Raw genomic sequence first — 16,521 nt, forward strand, 5'->3', positions numbered from 1 at the left:
CCAATTATAAATGACCCATGACAGGAGTCCATTCCAAACAGGGCGAAAAACATACAATACTGTATACCGAGCGGCAGGGAAAAGACCATTTAAATGAAGCAGCACCCTAAGCCGGAAATTAACTGTACAGGAGGAATTAGCATGTCTGGTGTACATGGAGGCTTCACATCGACGGGTGCCATCCTGGTCCTGTTTATTCTTCTGGTCATCATAACTAAAGGATTTTTGTACTAATCCTAACCCAACACCGTAAAAAAACCGCCAGGATTCGTGCTCCCGGCGGTTTTTTCTGCGATTTACTGCTCCTGCTATGCAAGGAGCAAAGCTCACTTTTTATTTTCACCCTTACGCCTGATCAGCCGCAAGCTCCGCTTAATACTCTCGGTTCCTGCAAAGCTCAACGTTCCTGCCAAAATAGCGTTATGAAGCAGCTTAAGCCCCACATTGTATGTCAGCATGCCGATTACGATTTCAATTAGGATGAAACGCCTAATATCTGCTGAAGTAATGACGTATACTTTAAAGGTTTGGACGCGCAAGCAGCAATCACCTCAGGAATGGTATTTATTAACCTACCCTATGATGCCGACAGATTGTCTCATTCATCATGCTTGGAAAGCTGCCACTGTTATGCTTATGTTGAACCTTTACATGCTATTTTGTATGGCACGTCATTATTGCAAATCTGTCCGTCGATAAGTGCGAAGCAGCTCCAGCTCGCCTTCTGTCAGCTCGCGGTAGCTTCCCTCTTCCAGCTCAGTGTCAAGCGCCAGAGGGCCCATGGCCACTCGTTTTAAATGAACAACCTGTTTGCCTACTGCCTCAAACATCCGCTTCACCTGATGGAATTTCCCTTCCATAATCGTTAGCGTAATCATCGACATAACGCCAGCATCCGTCTGTTCCTGACTCCGTACATTCAAACGGGCAGGCATCGTCACATACCCATCATCCAGCTCAACGCCCGCAGCGAACTGATCCTGATCGGCACGGCCTACATTGCCTCGCACGACCGCCTCATACGTTTTGGGCACATGCTTGCGCGGCGACAGCAGCTCGTGGGCTAGCTGTCCGTCATTGGTCAACAGCAGCAGGCCAACTGTATCCTTGTCCAGACGTCCGACCGGAAAAGGCTGGATCGCTTGATCTTCATTTTCGAGCAAATCGATGACCGTCTCGTCTTTGCGATCCTCCGTGGCCGATACGACTCCTGCTGGCTTGTTCATCATAAAATAAGCAAATTCCCGGTAATTGACCTGCCGTCCTTCAAACCTGACCTCATGCATTTCGGGATTAATGATCATGCCGCTATCCTTGACTACAGCTCCGTCAACAGTAATGAGCCCCTGCTTCACGAATTTTTTAATTTCACTTCTCGTGCCGTTGCCCGTATGGGCCAACAGCTTGTCCAGCCTTATTTTTGCTGCCAAAACGATCTCTCCTTCAAATATCTGCTTCCCTCTTTATGCAACAAACCCCCAAAGGCGCTCGCTTGTGCGCCACTGGAGGTTTGTTATTAGCTTTGCGTACCTTTCTTCGCCCGCAAAACCGCCGCTTCAACGTCTAGAGCAAGCTGCTGGAGCCCAAACAAATCCTCCTGCTCCCACATTTCATTAAATTTCATCTGAAATTGGGCTGCCTCCCGGACACGGTGGTAAAAATAAAGATCCTGTATCGTGCTGAGCACTTTGCTGACAACATTCGAGCTTTCCTCGAAGCCGCGCTGCGCATCCAAAATTTCATGGCGAATGCTCGACATCTCCTCATCTAGGGATGAGGCTGCCTCCGCCGCCTTTTTGAGACGCAGACGCACGTCCTCAGGCAGGCTTTCCTTATATTTATAGTTCAGCGAGTGCTCGATCGTCGCCCAGAAATTCATCGCCAGTGTGCGAATCTGAATTTCTGCCAATACTTTTTTCTGACCGAGCGCCGTTTGGACAGGATATTCCACGATCATATGATAGCTGCGATAACCGCTATCCTTGTAATTCGTAATATAATCCTTCTCATTCACAAGCCTTAAATCTTTGCGCGAACGAATTAATCCGGCAACCCGGTGAATATCATCGACGAACTGGCACATAATGCGAATGCCCGCAATATCCTCAATCCCTTGCTCCAGCTGGTCCGCTGGCACATGCAGCCGCCTTGCCTTCTCCAAAACGCTCGAAACCTTCTTCACTCGGCCTGTGACAAATTCAATTGGCGAATAGGATTCCCGCCTTTTCAGCTCTACGCGCAGCGTTTTAAATTTAACTTTGAGTTCTTCAACTGTTTGCTCGTATGGCTGTAAAAATAGATTCCAGTCTCGTCCATCCATCAGGGCCGCCTCCTCATCTTATCTATGGTCTGCGCCGATAGCCTCCGTTATGCTGCGGTAGCCATCTTTGCGCAAGCGCTCTTTCAAGCCGCTGGTCAGTTCACGCAGCAAGCCTGGGCCCTTATAGATTAAGGCCGTATATACTTCAACCAACGAGGCCCCAGCGCGGATTTTATCGTATGCATCAGCGGCAGTGAAAATGCCTCCCGAGCCAATGATCGGCAGCTTGCCCTCCGTCTGACGGTAAACTGCACGAATAACCTCCGTCGATCGCTCGCGCACTGGCACGCCACTGAGGCCGCCCATTTCCCCAGCGTTCGAATGAGTAAGTCCAGTGCGTGACACGGTCGTATTCGTCGCAATAATGCCGGAAACGCCGCTGTCCTTAATGGTTGCTACCGTCAGCTTAAGCTGCTCATCCGTCATATCCGGAGCTATTTTGACTAGCACTGGCTTCGCGCTTTTACCTGATTTCGACGCCTGCTGCCTGATTTCCTCCAAAACGGTATCAAGGAGCAGTCTCAGCTCATCCCCATGCTGCAGCGCACGCAAGTCCGGCGTATTAGGCGAGCTAATGTTGACGACAAAAAAATCTCCCTGCCCATACAGCGCCTGAATGCATAAGCGATAATCCTCATGCGCAAGCTCATTGGGCGTTACTTTGTTTTTTCCAATATTGACAGCGAGCGGGATGCGGTGTATTTTGCGCTTATTCAGCCGCTCTGCCATCGCATCAACGCCATCATTATTGAAGCCCATCCGGTTAATCAGCGCTTCATCTGGCGGAAGACGGAATAGTCTCGGCTGCTCATTGCCTGGCTGGCTTTTCGGCGTTACCGTTCCTACTTCCATAAAGCCAAAGCCTATGCTGGAAAATCCGTCTGCCGCCTTCGCGTTCTTATCCAGCCCTGCCGCAAGCCCGATCGGATGCGGAAAATGAATGCCGAATAAATCCACGGCAAGCTCCGGCGTCTCATTTACCCCGTACATCGCATGCATGATGCTCGTCATGCCAGGTACGCGCCCAGCAGCATGCAAACCATCGATAACCAAATGGTGGGCTTTCTCTGGATCCATTCGAAAAAATATCGGCTTACCCAATGAAGAATAAAGCAATTACACTCACTCCGATCTACAATAAATGTCCTACCCAATAGTGTAGCGTTTTTGCCCAGAAAAGAAAAGGGCAATACTGCTCCTTTGTTATTGCGGCTCTTTCCGAAAACGATTACAATATGACTATATTCCTTACTTATTTAGAAAGAGGTTGATTGCCATGAGTTCACCCAAACGCAAACCACCCACAGTGAAAGCAAAAGCGCCAGAGGAAGTTAATAAGAAAGCACTCGTCTGGATAGGTGCTGCTGTTGGAGTTGTCATTGTCGCCGTCACCGTCTTGTTGTTGGTTAGCGGTTAATCAGCCCAGCCAGTGATACACTTTACCGGGATTCGTCTCGTCCTGACTCGGATTCAGCTTGAAGCGCTCCTTGGATTCCGAAATTTCGGACGGCAGAGTCCCGTTTTTAATTTTTACGACCGTCCCCATCGGTACCAGATCAAACAGCTCCTCTACATCCTGCTTCCCCATCCGAATGCATCCAAGCGATTCGTCCTGACCGAGGCTATCCGGCTCATCCGTGCCATGGATGGCATAAAGCGTACTGGAAAGCGTCATCCCTCGGCTGCCGAACTGGCCATTATCGCGCCCATTTGGATTTTTCACTTTCTCGCTAATATAAAAGCTGCCTTCTGGCGTTTTATCCCCGCCAAGCCCCACCTTAAAGCTGCGGACGATAATGTCGCCACTTACAACCGCAAGCCTGTGCGTTGACTTATCAACGACGATTTCGAGCGGCTTGCGCCAGGTTTCATCCACTCCGCCGGCTAGTTGATCCGAATTGCTTTGCAAAAACTTCGATTGACGTTGACTTGAATCAGTCTGCGGCTTTTCACCCTCATCTTTTTGCTGCTGCGCAGGCGGTTTCGTCCCTGACTGATCCGTTTTCATTGCAGCAACTAGCGGCTTAAACATCTCCTTCATGCCAGATGCGTCACCAGCCAAAACATTGTTGGGATAGGGCTTAATGAGATCATCAAGCTTTTCCGGCCACTTCTCGTTCATCCGCTTGTACTGATAGATGGCGCTGGCAAGCGTCCAACGAACCTCCTGTTGCTCGCTCCAAGCCATGAACTTCGTTTTCACCGTAGAAGCATCAGCCGGCTTGCAGCTGCATACTCCGCCATCAAGCATCTTAACTTCCATCGGTACATAATCGGACTGCTGCTCCACCGACATCAGCAGCTTGCGATTGCCTGTCCATTTACGCCAGCCTTCCTGCTCTTCCAGCTTGACTACAGCCGCTTCAGACGGCCGCTTGGACCAGGACAGCAGCTCTTCCCAAGCGCTTCCAATTGGATTGCGCTCACCCTTGTCCGTCAACACAACGCCGAAGGTTGGATCAATGGGTGCATCGATAATAGCATTCGCTTCTGCCGCAGCGAGATCAGCCAGCTGGCTTGCGTTTGAAGGCATAACCATTAGCAGCAGCACAAGCGAAATCGCTCCCATAATCGCGCGGCGAATCGTCCGTTTTTTACGCTGCTGGCGATTCCATTCCTCCAGCATTTCCTGCGGGCTTTCGGCCAGCGGATGCGGCTTGCGCTCAAACGCCTCGTAAATTTCTCCTGCTTGAATGAAGCAATAATTCGCTTTCGCCGTTTTATCCAGCTGTAAATATTGCTTGCCCAGCAAATACCACGCCATTTTATTGTCAGGATGATTTCTAACATATTGCTTTAGATAGAGGTTATCCTCTAATTGCTCCATCATTAACCCCCCTCAAAGTCCAATAACACTATATCGGCAACATTTACCTTTTTTTTGACTCTAGTGCAAACGGCTTTGCCGACCTTCGGTGGCAAAAGCCCGTTTCACGTAGAAATAGAAGCATTATGGATATGTGCAGGCCTTATCCATTCTTCTATTTAAAGCGTAAACGGCTTTGCCATCCTTCGGTGGCAAAAGCTCGTTTCGCGTAGAAATAGAAGCATAATGATAAGCGGCAGCTTTATCCTTTCTTCTATTTCAAGCGTAAACGGCTTTGCCATCCTTCGGTGGCAAAAGCTCGTTTCGCGTAGAAATAGAAGCATAATGATAAGCGGCAGCCTTATCCTTCCTTCTATTTCAAGCGTAAACGGCTTTGCCATCCTTCGGTGGCAAAAGCTCGTTTCGCGTAGAAATAGAAGCATAATGATACGCGGCAGCTTTATCCTTTCTTCTATTTCAAGTGCAAACGGCTTTGCCATCCTTCGGTGGCAAAAGCTCGTTTCGCGTAGAAATAGAAGTATTAGGATACGCGGCAGCCTTATCCTTCCTTCTATTTCAAGTGCAAACGGCTTTGCCGACCTTCTATTTAAAGCCCTCTTCGCACACAAAAAAACTCCCGAACTACGCAGTGCAACTTCTGCATAGTTGGGGAGTTTAAGTTTAAGCTGGGTTTAGTTGAAAGGCGCGTCCGCGATTTTAATCGAATCCGTCGGGCAGCCGTCTACTGCATCTTGCATATCGTCATAAAGATCTTCCGAGATTGCAACACAGCCTTTATTGCCGTCGTTGCCGAAAATCACCTCTGCCAGACCTTCATCATCGTAATCATAAATGTCAGGAGCCGTTGCGCCGCATGCGCCGCATGCAATACAAGTATCCTTTTCTACCCAAGTGTACTTAGCCATTCAAAATACCTCCCATAAAGTGACGGAATAATGCCGCTATATAGCTTGTCTTCCGTTAATGACATCATAATAATAAAGCTTCATTCATCAATATATACCATCATTCAGCCTTTGGCAACCTGACACTGCGATTAAAAATCTTCCTTTTGCAGCGAAGTGCCCCGCAACCGCTTATTGCGAATAAGTGCGGAAGGATCATCGCTGAGCATCCCCGCCGTTAGCACCGCATCCTCGCCAAACTTGTCCCGCAGCAAGTCCATCGCCTTTGTCAGCGCTTCCTTACGCGGCTGCTCCTCATAATTGAACAAATCCAGCTGGACCGCTGTATCCACCTCAGGCGACAAATTTTGCAGCGTAACTCCCAGCAGCCTCACCGGCTCTCCCTCCGGCCAATGCTTGTCGAACAAGCGGCACGCTTCCTGAAAAATATCTTCCATCGCATGCGTTGGCGAGCGAAACGTATTCGAACGGGTGATGGTCGTCATATCCGGCCTGCGAACCGTAATTTGCACCGTAAGCGCCATCAGTTTTTGCCGTCTGAGCCGCCGTGCTGTCTGATCCGATAAATTAAGCAGAACACGGTGAATATCTTCCCTTGCGATAAAATCCTTCGGCAGCGTCGTCGTATGGCCGATCGACTTGTTCACTTCCCGCTCTCCATTCACAGGAGAGTGGTCAATGCCATTCGCTGCCCCTTTCATCCACGCTCCAACGACGCCAAACTGCTTAATGAGCAGCCGTTCATCCGTCTGGGCAAGCTGTCCAATTGTGCGAATATTGAGCCGAGCCAGCTTGTCTGCCGTCTTTTTCCCAATGCCGAATAGATCGCCGCACGGCTTGTCCCATAGCAGCTCGGGCACATCCCGCAGCCGCAGCACCGTCATCCCATTTGGTTTTTTCATATCCGAGGCCATCTTCGCCAGCAGCTTATTCGGGGCTATGCCAATGGAGCTGGGCAGCTGCCACTCCGTACGGATACGCTCCTGCAAAACGCTGGCAATTTCCAGCGGCGTTCCGAATATTTTTGATCCGGTTATGTCCATATAACATTCATCTATAGAAACAGCTTCCACCAAATCTGTATAGCTTCTGGCAAGCGTCATGAAACCTCGTGAATATTTGCGGTATAAATGGAAGTCCGGCTGAATAAGGATGAGTTCAGGACAACGTCTAAGCCCCTCCCGCACCGTCATGCCCGTCTTGACCCCAAGCTTTCTGGCAGTGTATGAGCAGGTGACGATAATGCCCTTGCGCAGCTCCACGCTGCCAGCAACGGCTGTTGGTTTATTTTTATATTTATCCGGCTCCTCCGCCTCATGGACAGAGCAGTAGAAGGCATTCATATCCAGATGCAAAATGACGCGGCCCTTCGCCGGATAATGCTCATTCGTATTCGTCATTGTAAGTTTCCACCACCTGCGAGGAGATCCGCCTGAACGCAATGTCTCCACCGTTGTTTATTTGTACTTATCAGCATACCGCTGCCGCTGTAGCAAGTCAATTGAACAGCTGAGAACCGCAAAAGTCACAAGCGTAAACGGGTTTCGCCGTCCTCTGGCGGCAAGGCTACCGTTTCGAGGGTGAAACTTATACATTCTTATATTTAAAAAAAGTAAGGGCTGCTCTCTACATTCCAGTCAACTAGTGTTATAATAATTCATTATAATTGTAAAGGCTATCAGTGAAGAAGGAGGCCTTCTGGCCATGACAATGAATTTAACTATTTTTGACACGACGCTGCGTGATGGTACGCAAGGAGAAGGCATAAGCCTATCAGCGGAGGACAAGCTGAAGATCGCTTTGAAGCTTGATGCACTAGGTGTTCATTATATTGAGGGCGGCAACCCGGGAAGCAATAGCAAAGATATTGAGTTTTTTGAGCGCATTAAAGCCTATAATTTGCAAGCGAAGATTACGGCATTCGGCAGCACTAGACGCAAGTTCAGTCTGGCTCACCAAGATGCTAATTTGCTCAGAATTAAAGAATCCGGCGTTCCTGCAGCAACGCTTGTCGGAAAGTCATGGGATTTTCACGTACACACCGCTCTGCAAACGACACTTGAAGAAAACATAGCTATGGTCTACGACTCGCTTGCTTTCCTGAAGCATAACGGGATTGAAGCGATGTTTGATGCGGAGCATTTCTTCGACGGCTACAAGCATAACCCGGAATACGCACTGGCGGTGCTGCGCAAGGCACAGGAAGCGGGAACGGATTGGCTCGTGCTTTGCGATACGAACGGCGGCACGCTGCCGGGCGAAATTCATGAAATCGTATCGCGCGTTCGCGCCGAGCTGAATGCTCCTATCGGCATTCATACGCACAACGACTGTGAGCTGGCGGTTGCCAACTCGCTTGCTGCCGTGCAAGCCGGAGCCCGTCAAATCCAAGGAACGATCAATGGATATGGCGAACGCTGCGGCAATGCCAATCTTTGTTCGATTATTCCAAATTTGCAGCTTAAAATGGGATATAACTGTTTGCCGGATGACAAGCTGAGCTTGCTAACAGGAACCGCACGTTTTGTCAGTGAGATTGCCAACGTTCATATGCCTGTCGGCCAGCCTTATGTCGGCAATGCTGCTTTCGCCCATAAAGGCGGCATCCACGTCTCGGCGATTATGAAGGATTCCAAAACCTATGAGCATATCGCGCCAGAACTCGTTGGCAACAAACAGCGCATTCTCGTCTCCGAGCTGGCAGGCCAAAGCAACATCATCTCCAAGGCCCAGGAGCTTGGCCTCGATGTGAACGCCAACAACGACAAAACAAAGCAAATTATGGAGCGGATTAAAGACTTGGAGCATCAAGGCTATCAATTTGAAGGTGCTGATGCATCGCTTGAGCTGCTGCTTAGAGAAGCTTTTGGCGAGGTCGAAGAAATTTTCACAGTCGAGTCCTTTAAAATGCTGGTGGAAAACTCGCAAGGCGCGCTCCGCACGGAGGCGATCGTCAAGCTGAACGTTGGCGGTGAGCAGGTTTATACCGCTGCTGAGGGCAACGGCCCTGTTAACGCGCTCGATAACGCCCTAAGAAAAGCGCTCGTACAGTTTTATCCAAAAATCAAGCAGATTCATTTGTCCGACTACAAAGTTCGCGTAATCGACGAGAAAGACGCTACAGCCGCTAAAGTGCGCGTGCTTGTAGAGTCTACCAGCATCGACAACACGTGGAGCACCGTAGGTGTTTCCAACAATGTAATCGAAGCAAGCTGGGAAGCGTTGGTTGACGGCATTCGCTACGCCCTGCTCAACATGGGCAAACCCGATGCTATTGATGCCCCTGTAACCGAGCAGCATGGATTAGTAAACCATTAAATCAGCGCATAATAGGCAACTGTAACGATAATAAAGGGCATTCCTCAAGCCATAAGTAACAACTGGCTTGCAGGAATGCCCTTTTTCGTGCAGTAATAAACGGTCTGAATGCTCGGAATGCTATTTTTCAGGCAGCTTTGCTTAAGGCATTTCTTATGCGCCTACTTCAGCGCGAACCGCCGTTTGCCGAGCTTTCAGCCGGAAAAACACGCCCATACTGGCAATCGTCAAAAAGCTGCCAATCAACTGCGCGGTGCCTAAATATTCATTAAGCAGAAAATAAGCTAATATCATTGCTAACACCGGCTCGCCGATAATCGCCATTGAAACGTTCGTAGCCCCAATATGCTTCAACAGCATATTAAACACCAAATGTCCGAATATAGTCGGAATAATCGCCAGCAAGACGAAATACATCCATTCCTGCGCAGCATACCCCGTCAAAGCAATTTGATTGACGAGATTGTAAATGAACATGACTATTCCTGCAATCAAAAATACGATCAAGCTATACAGATTTGAAGGCAGCCTGCCACTGATCTTTTGCCCAGCTATCATATACACAGCAACCGCCATCGTTCCAAGCAAGGACAATAAATCGCCGAATAATGCCTCACGCGACACCCCGATATCGCCCCATGCGATAATGATGGAACCTAGTACCGCTACAGCCATACAAAGGCTGCCCGCTATCGCCTGACGCTCTTTAAATAGAAGAAACGAGCCTAGCATCACAAAGATGGGCTGCAGCGTAATAAATACCATAGAGCTTGCTACAGACGTAAATTTCAGCGATTCCATCCAAAGCAAAAAATGCAGGCCGAGAAAAAAACCGGCACAACTTAAAATCATCCACTCCTTGCGGGTTAAACGAATCGTCCGAAACACCTTCCACGGTATAAGCGGCAGCATAATAACGACGGTAATGAACAGCCGGTACATACCTGCCACCGAGGAAGGAGCACTCGAAAACTTAATAATAATCGACGATATCGCTACAGCCAAAACAGCAATAAGCAGCCATACATAAGGGTGGAGCCATAATTTCTTCTGTTCAGTATTCACGATCTTGCAGGCTCCCTTAATTGCTTATGAATATTTTTCAATGAGACGATCCCACTCCGATAGCGGAATGACGCCATTGATTCTTTCCCGAATAACACCTTTGGAATCAATTAGAAATGTCGTTGGAAAAGTATTCACCTTATACTCCTTCGTGACATCTCCCTCGCGATCCATCAGAATGGTAAATGTGAATTCATGATCCAGGGCGAATTGCCTTGCTGCGCGCTCTTTATCAAACTTGGTAGAATTCACGCCATACATTGCGATTTTATCCCCATACTTCTCATGAAGCTCCTGCAAATCCGGCGCCTCCAGCTCACAGGGACCACACCATGACGCCCAAAAATTCACAAAGCTAAGCTTGCCCTGCTCTCCCCCGACTTTGTACATCTGCTCATCCAACGCCTGAAGCTCGAATTGCTGGGCAGCATATCCCGCTTTCGGCTTAAAATCCCCGGAAGCAGAAATAATTGCGCTGTCTTTCTCCATATATTGCGAAATAGCCAAGCCAGCCAGCACAAAAGCGACTATAAACCATGCGGACGCCTTCTTCATTTTCCAAAATCCTCCTGCCAATTTCATGCTTTTACCTGCTTCCATCGTAACACGGCCGGCAAGATAAGCTCAACAAAAACGCCTCTTCCTTCATTAAACCGTCATATCTGCCGTGTTTTCCCCTTTTATTTTGGGTTAAAATAAATCAAATCATACCTATTCGATATACGATATAGGATTGACGGGAGGGCATTTGCATGCAGCCGCAACTACATATAACAACACAAGCTTATGATCGCCTCATTGCCTCATGCCTTGAAGCACTTCCTAGGGAAGCCTGCGGCATTTTGACAGGTGAACAAGACATCGGCAAAATAATCGACGTGGCTGCTATTTCCAACGTCCATCCGTCCCCTGCTACCGCCTTTGCTTTCGCACCAGATGATTGGGTAAAGGCTTATTACCGCATGCAAAAAAGCCGGCACTCGCTGCTCGGCTTCTTCCATTCTCACCCAACGTCGCCGCCCCACCCTTCAACTGCAGATGAGCTGGGCATCCATACGGATAATCTATTGTTGTCTTATTGGATTATTTCTTTGCAGCAGCCTTTGCAGCCTGAAATACAGGCTTATTGCTACATGAACGGATGCTTCCAGCCAGCGCAATGGGCTATCGCTGACTGAGATAAGCATACAGGTCGCCGAGCGTATTTATATTCCGCTCAAAAATACGCCGCAAATACGACTGCCACAATTCTGCCGTCATTAAAGAATCCTCCAGCGCGTGATGCCGCTGTGTAATCGTAATGCCGCTGTCTTCCAGCAAATCATCCAGCGCATAGCTATCACGCTTCGGCTCCAGCCACTTGGCAACCATCATCGTATCCAATACGCGATGGTTTAAGTTCACTTTCGACGTTCGCCATAACGCAGCGTTGAGAAATTGCTTATCATGCCCGGAAGCATGGGCAACGAGCGGCCGCTTGCCGACAAACTCCATGAAATCATGCAGCACCTGCATCAAATCGGGGGCATCCTCTACCATTTCATTCGTAATGCCTGTCAGCTCCACAATAGCCCGGGGAATACGGCGCTTCGGATTAACGAGGCTGTAGAACGTCTCCGACGAATAAATTTCGCTCCCACGCATTAATACGGCGCCAAAGGAAATAATTTCATCGCCATTTGACGGGTAAAATCCCGTTGTCTCCAAGTCAAACACGATAAATTCCATTTCCCTAAGCAGCATGTCAAGCGGGGATTGCTTGCGCTGCTCTTTGTTGACAGAGCGAATAAAAGCCATTTGCTGGGCATTTTGCGATCCCAGCATAGAGGCTATGGCCGGCGTAAAGCCGCCCATTTTATATAAGCTCCACATCCGTCCCACGCCTTTAGGTTCCTTCATAGTCTCCATCCACCGCCTTACACAAGCCTTCCCATCGTGGTTTTATACACTTTGCGCTGCAGCTTCTTTCCGAACCGCAAGCTTTTCTTTAATTCATCTTTCATCTCTTTAGTAAGCTTGCGAGAAGCCACTTTGCCATTGTTGCCATACCAGCCATTTTCCGAGCTTTCAATCGATAACAGCCGGAGCCTGAGAAAAAAGAGAAAAGCCTGCTCACATTGCTTGGCTTCCTGCTCCGAGAGCTCCTTTTCTTCCAATAGCCTCCGCATGCGATCCATCGTAGAAGACTCGCGAATGCCTCGCTGGATCGACAACAGCCGAATGGCATTCACCATCGGAATGTAGGCGCCATATTTAATATCCAGACTGCCTGCATCCTCTCCATACTGCTCCTTCAGCAAATGGCCGAATACGCCGAGCAGCATTTTGTGGCGCATCGTATTTTCAAGCATGCGTCTAATAATAATCGGCGTGGCCAGCATGTCGGTGAAAAAAATATCCTTGAATCGCCGCATAAGCAGCTGACTTCCAAAAATGCAGCGTCCATCCGCTATGATTAGCAAATAACGGACCGCCTCCCAGCTTGGCTCCTTAAACCACGAGTTAATTTGCTCCTCCCATGCTGACAGCGATTTGCACCACTGGGGATTACTGCTAAGCACTTCTCCCTCGCATGGAGGATATCCCGCCGTTTGAAGATAACTGACAATGAGTGCGGACAATTCATAAAAATAGCGCTGCACATCCGACTCATCATCAGCCGCATACTCATAAACAATGCCGCTGTCCTGATCGCTGGACAAGGTTTGCTCTTCCCTGCCTCCGCTGCCGAATAATAAATAGGCGTAAGGCACGGGAGGAGAACCCTTCCCCATCCGTGCCATTTCCGCTTCTGCGAGTGCAATTGCCCGGCTGATCACCGTATCATGCATCTCATTCAATTGTTCATTAAACTGTTCGACAGGGCTTGCAAGGAGAGCTTCCTTCATCCGATCATGTACCTGATCCCGCAAGCTGCGCAGCGTGCCGGCCTCTTCGGCCAAGCTTAACTGCTCCAGCAGCTTTACATGTACAGGGTCCGTCATCCGAGTCTCTCCCCTTTGAATCGCCCTTATATTATTAACCTTGCAGGTTTTGACCTGCTTTTTTCATTTGCTCAGGATAACCATAAGCGCCATGCTCACTGAGGTCAAGACCTACAATTTCTTGCTCTTCTGTTACACGGAAGCCCATTACCAGCTTCATAATGCCAAGTACCAGGAACGATGCTGCCAGAACAAATGCGCCACATACAACAACACTCTCGAATTGAACCCATAATTGTTTCCAGCTGCCTGTATCAAGCAAGCCGCCTTGGCCTACGCCCACTTTGTCAGCCAATGCTTGTGTTGCAAAAATACCGTTAGCCAGCGTACCCCAAATACCAGCTGCACCGTGAACCGACATTGCATAAATCGGATCGTCGATTTTCATTTTTTCGAAAAACTTCGCGCTGTAGAATACAAGCACACCTGCTACTAGACCAATTACGACAGCTGCCCATGGATCAACGAATGCACAGGAAGCTGTGATTGCAACCAGACCCGAAAGAGTACCGTTAAGGGTAGTTGTAATATCTGCTTTGCCTGTTACAGCCCACGAAATCAGCAGCGAGGAAACAGCACCTGCACCTGCTCCAAGCATCGTTGTAAAAGCAACATAACCGAAGAAGCCGTCACCAATGCTCACCGTGCTGCCTGCGTTAAAGCCGAACCAGCCGACCCACAGAAGCAAAACCGATAGTGCTGTATACACTTGGTTATGTCCCGCAATTTCATTTGCAGAGCCATCTTTGTTGAACTTTCCAATACGAGGTTTAAGTAGAATGGTTGCTGCCAAAGCTGCCAATGCGCCGGATAAATGCACGACCGTCGAACCGGCAAAGTCTTGTGCACCATCTGCTGCAAGCCAGCCGCCGCCCCAGATCCAGTGAGCAACTACCGGATAGATCGCAGCAATGTAGATAACGGTGAAAATAAGGTATGAGGACAATTTAGCACGTTCCGCAAAGCCGCCCCATGCGATGGAAAGCGATACTGCTGCGAAAGCTAGTTGGAACAGGAAGAAAATAGTTGTTGGAAGCTCATCATTTACACTTGAAATAGCTGGATTAAAGAAGAAATCGCCCCAGCCGATAAAGCTGCTTGATCCGCCATCGGCATTAGCCGTTCCGAACGCAATACCATAACCGATCGCCCAATAAACCAAACCTGCTAGACCAGCTGTGAAAATCGTTTTGCCTGCAACATGGCCGGCATTTTTCATTCTGGTAGAACCTGTTTCCAAAAGAATAAATCCGCCTTGCATGAGCAAAACTAACACGAATGCTACCATGACCCATAAGGAGTCGATACCCATATTCAATGTTGCATTGGATGGGTCATTCGCAAAAGCCATTGCCGGGAATACTAAGCACATTGCCCCTAGTGTGAATAACATCTTTCTAATCATTACGACCACTCCCCATACGTTATGTTTCCTAACATTTCAGGAAAGACTTAATGTCATTATAGTCAGTAGAGTCGCATTTGACAATACGTTTTATTCTATTTTCGAAAAAAATCTAACATTCGACCTTAAGAAAGCGGTTAATGTTAAGTTTTTTCACAGTACTTGCCTGGTCATGGCAGCTTTTAGCGTGATGGGGTTTAATCTTTGTACTTTTCATCTTCTATATAGGAAGCAGCTTCCTAGGCATAATTGCCCTTAGCTTACCTATCTATGTAACACGTTTGACTGTATGGTTACTTTACGATTATCATTAAACATAGACATATATAGATAGAGGAAAGAAGGTGAACGGATTGGAATCTGCTGAACGTTATAAAATTGGAGAACTCGCCAAACTGGCCAACATCAGTCCGCGAACAATTGACTATTATACTTCAATGGGACTTATTGAACCGGCGGAACGCTCTTCGACGAACTACCGTTTGTATAATTCTGAAACATTGATCCGCTTGAAACGTATTGAACAAATGAAGCAAAGCAAGCACACGCTTGAAGAAATTAAACAATCGCTAGCAGCATGGGACAGCATAACTGCTGAAGAGCAGGTATCGCGCAAGCTGACCGATCTACAGCTTCGTCTAAGCGAGCTGGAACGAGAGGTTAAAGACTTGGAGCCAGTGATCAAGCAAATGAAGCCTCGCCAAGCCAACAGGCTCTACACTCGTATCATGCCGCAAACGGCAGCTTGTATAGAAGCGCTTATGCTGCTGCTAAACAAGGGGAATTTTATGTAGAGATATACAATAAAAGCTTCGCCCCTTGATCGGAAAGTCAAATTTATCATTTGGAGGAATGACGTTATGTTTTTTCACAAAATGGACATCCTCATCCTGATCGCTTTCGCTTTATCGATTTGGGCGCAGTTTCGGGTTAAAGGAACGTTCAAAACTTGGTCTACCGTTCGCTCCATGAGCGGACTAACCGGCTATCAGGCCGCACGCAAAATGCTGGATGCCCATGGGCTGCAGCATGTACAAATTGAACCCGTACGGGGCACGCTAAGCGATCATTATGATCCTATATCACGCAAAGTACGACTTTCAGAGCATGTTTATTATGAAAACTCCATATCCGCTTTGTCCGTTGCCTGCCATGAAGTTGGCCATGCGATTCAGCATCAGGCGAAATATCCAATGCTGGTGCTGCGCCATCGCATTTTTCCGGTCGTTAACATTGCATCGGGCATCGCCCCATTCATGCTGATCGCCGGATTTTTATTTCAACAGGCTAATCTGATTGGTCTTGGCATCATCTTCTTCTCCGTAGCAGTAGCCTTTCAGGTCATTACACTGCCCGTTGAATTTAATGCAAGCAATCGAGCGCGCCACATTATGATTGCCGAAGGCTTTATTACGAACGAGGAAGAACGCGGAGTTGCCAAAGTTCTGAACGCGGCCGCCCTAACTTACGTAGCAGCCGCGCTTATCTCCCTGCTGGAGCTCTTAAAATATATTATGATCTTCACATCATCGAACCGGGAATAACTTGCTTTCAGAGCAATACACGATCAACACAGATGAGTGGGCCAGCCAAAGCATTAGGCTGGCCCACTTTCCTTTTACACAAAAAGAACCGCTGCAACGACCAGAATAAAACTGGTACTTGCAGCGGTTCTTTTTCATTCTGCATATAGCGGT

At 48.3% G+C, this 16,521-nt stretch carries 18 protein-coding genes; 6 read left to right on the forward strand and 12 right to left on the reverse strand.

Features of this window, described 5'->3' with window-relative positions; all coding sequences use genetic code 11:
* The first annotated feature begins 141 nt into the window (after positions 1-141).
* Positions 142-234 (forward strand): sporulation protein YjcZ, encoded by a 93-nt coding sequence (locus AC50X8_RS00815; protein ID WP_081418580.1) that lies wholly within the window; start codon positions 142-144, stop codon positions 232-234.
* 92 nt (positions 235-326) lie between these two features.
* On the opposite strand, the gene AC50X8_RS00820 is transcribed toward AC50X8_RS00815, so the two are convergent.
* The 4 genes from AC50X8_RS00820 to AC50X8_RS00835 form a co-directional block, all read right to left on the reverse strand.
* The gene (locus tag AC50X8_RS00820) at positions 327-539 is read right to left on the reverse strand and encodes a hypothetical protein (protein WP_056029438.1); all 213 of its coding nucleotides are present in this window, start codon (positions 537-539) and stop codon (positions 327-329) included.
* 135 nt (positions 540-674) lie between these two features.
* Positions 675-1,430, reverse strand: coding sequence for a pseudouridine synthase (locus AC50X8_RS00825; protein ID WP_056029441.1), 756 nt, complete (start codon positions 1,428-1,430; stop codon positions 675-677).
* An 86-nt stretch (positions 1,431-1,516) separates the two neighbouring features.
* A complete protein-coding gene (gene yjbM / locus AC50X8_RS00830; RefSeq protein ID WP_056029444.1) occupies positions 1,517-2,320 on the reverse strand; it encodes a GTP diphosphokinase in 804 nt (267 codons plus the stop codon).
* Positions 2,321-2,338: 18 nt separating this feature from the next.
* Complete coding sequence (locus AC50X8_RS00835) at positions 2,339-3,436, reverse strand: quinone-dependent dihydroorotate dehydrogenase (RefSeq protein WP_056029447.1); 1,098 nt, start codon at positions 3,434-3,436, stop codon at positions 2,339-2,341.
* 160 nt (positions 3,437-3,596) lie between these two features.
* Between AC50X8_RS00835 and AC50X8_RS00840 the strand changes: the two genes are divergently transcribed.
* Positions 3,597-3,737 carry a hypothetical protein gene (locus tag AC50X8_RS00840; protein WP_172455573.1) on the forward strand — a complete coding sequence of 47 codons (141 nt, stop codon included), beginning with the start codon at positions 3,597-3,599 and terminating at the stop codon, positions 3,735-3,737.
* On the opposite strand, the gene AC50X8_RS00845 is transcribed toward AC50X8_RS00840, so the two are convergent.
* From AC50X8_RS00845 to AC50X8_RS00855, 3 genes are all read right to left on the reverse strand, one after another.
* Positions 3,738-5,147 carry a L,D-transpeptidase gene (locus AC50X8_RS00845; protein ID WP_494878130.1) on the reverse strand — a complete coding sequence of 470 codons (1,410 nt, stop codon included), beginning with the start codon at positions 5,145-5,147 and terminating at the stop codon, positions 3,738-3,740. It abuts the gene before it with no gap.
* Between the two features lie 671 nt (positions 5,148-5,818).
* Positions 5,819-6,052: a ferredoxin gene (locus AC50X8_RS00850; protein WP_046229957.1), complete on the reverse strand. Its 234-nt coding sequence runs from the start codon at positions 6,050-6,052 to the stop codon at positions 5,819-5,821.
* 131 nt (positions 6,053-6,183) lie between these two features.
* Positions 6,184-7,452 carry a DNA polymerase IV gene (locus tag AC50X8_RS00855; protein WP_056029456.1) on the reverse strand — a complete coding sequence of 423 codons (1,269 nt, stop codon included), beginning with the start codon at positions 7,450-7,452 and terminating at the stop codon, positions 6,184-6,186.
* A 304-nt stretch (positions 7,453-7,756) separates the two neighbouring features.
* Between AC50X8_RS00855 and cimA the strand changes: the two genes are divergently transcribed.
* Positions 7,757-9,370 (forward strand): citramalate synthase, encoded by a 1,614-nt coding sequence (cimA, locus tag AC50X8_RS00860; RefSeq protein WP_494858326.1) that lies wholly within the window; start codon positions 7,757-7,759, stop codon positions 9,368-9,370.
* Positions 9,371-9,523: 153 nt separating this feature from the next.
* Here cimA and AC50X8_RS00865 read toward each other — a convergent pair whose 3' ends face one another.
* Positions 9,524-10,435: a DMT family transporter gene (locus tag AC50X8_RS00865; protein WP_494878132.1), complete on the reverse strand. Its 912-nt coding sequence runs from the start codon at positions 10,433-10,435 to the stop codon at positions 9,524-9,526.
* Between the two features lie 24 nt (positions 10,436-10,459).
* Positions 10,460-10,990, reverse strand: a complete 531-nt coding sequence (locus AC50X8_RS00870; RefSeq protein ID WP_056029464.1) for a TlpA family protein disulfide reductase — start codon at positions 10,988-10,990, stop codon at positions 10,460-10,462.
* Between the two features lie 197 nt (positions 10,991-11,187).
* Here AC50X8_RS00870 and AC50X8_RS00875 point away from each other — a divergent pair, with 197 nt between their 5' ends.
* Positions 11,188-11,613: a M67 family metallopeptidase gene (locus AC50X8_RS00875; RefSeq protein ID WP_494878134.1), complete on the forward strand. Its 426-nt coding sequence runs from the start codon at positions 11,188-11,190 to the stop codon at positions 11,611-11,613.
* Here the strand turns inward: AC50X8_RS00875 and AC50X8_RS00880 are convergent.
* From AC50X8_RS00880 to AC50X8_RS00890, 3 genes are read right to left on the reverse strand one after another with little or no spacing between them, the layout of a single operon-like run.
* Entirely contained in the window at positions 11,600-12,334 is a 735-nt protein-coding gene (locus AC50X8_RS00880; RefSeq protein WP_099519672.1) for a 3'-5' exonuclease, read from the reverse strand. The genes AC50X8_RS00875 and AC50X8_RS00880 overlap by 14 nt on opposite strands.
* 17 nt (positions 12,335-12,351) lie before the next feature.
* The gene (locus AC50X8_RS00885) at positions 12,352-13,419 is read right to left on the reverse strand and encodes a DUF294 nucleotidyltransferase-like domain-containing protein (RefSeq protein ID WP_494878136.1); all 1,068 of its coding nucleotides are present in this window, start codon (positions 13,417-13,419) and stop codon (positions 12,352-12,354) included.
* A gap of 34 nt (positions 13,420-13,453) precedes the next feature.
* On the reverse strand, positions 13,454-14,824 hold the full coding sequence (locus AC50X8_RS00890; RefSeq protein ID WP_494878138.1) for an ammonium transporter: 1,371 nt from the start codon (positions 14,822-14,824) through the stop codon (positions 13,454-13,456).
* Positions 14,825-15,168: 344 nt separating this feature from the next.
* On the opposite strand from AC50X8_RS00890, the gene AC50X8_RS00895 reads away from it, so the two are divergent.
* Positions 15,169-15,618, forward strand: coding sequence for a MerR family transcriptional regulator (locus AC50X8_RS00895; protein WP_494858314.1), 450 nt, complete (start codon positions 15,169-15,171; stop codon positions 15,616-15,618).
* Positions 15,619-15,684: 66 nt separating this feature from the next.
* Positions 15,685-16,368, forward strand: coding sequence for a zinc metallopeptidase (locus AC50X8_RS00900; protein WP_056029483.1), 684 nt, complete (start codon positions 15,685-15,687; stop codon positions 16,366-16,368).
* Positions 16,369-16,521: the final 153 nt, after the last annotated feature.

Source organism: Paenibacillus sp. JT22N15 (genome assembly GCF_059383755.1).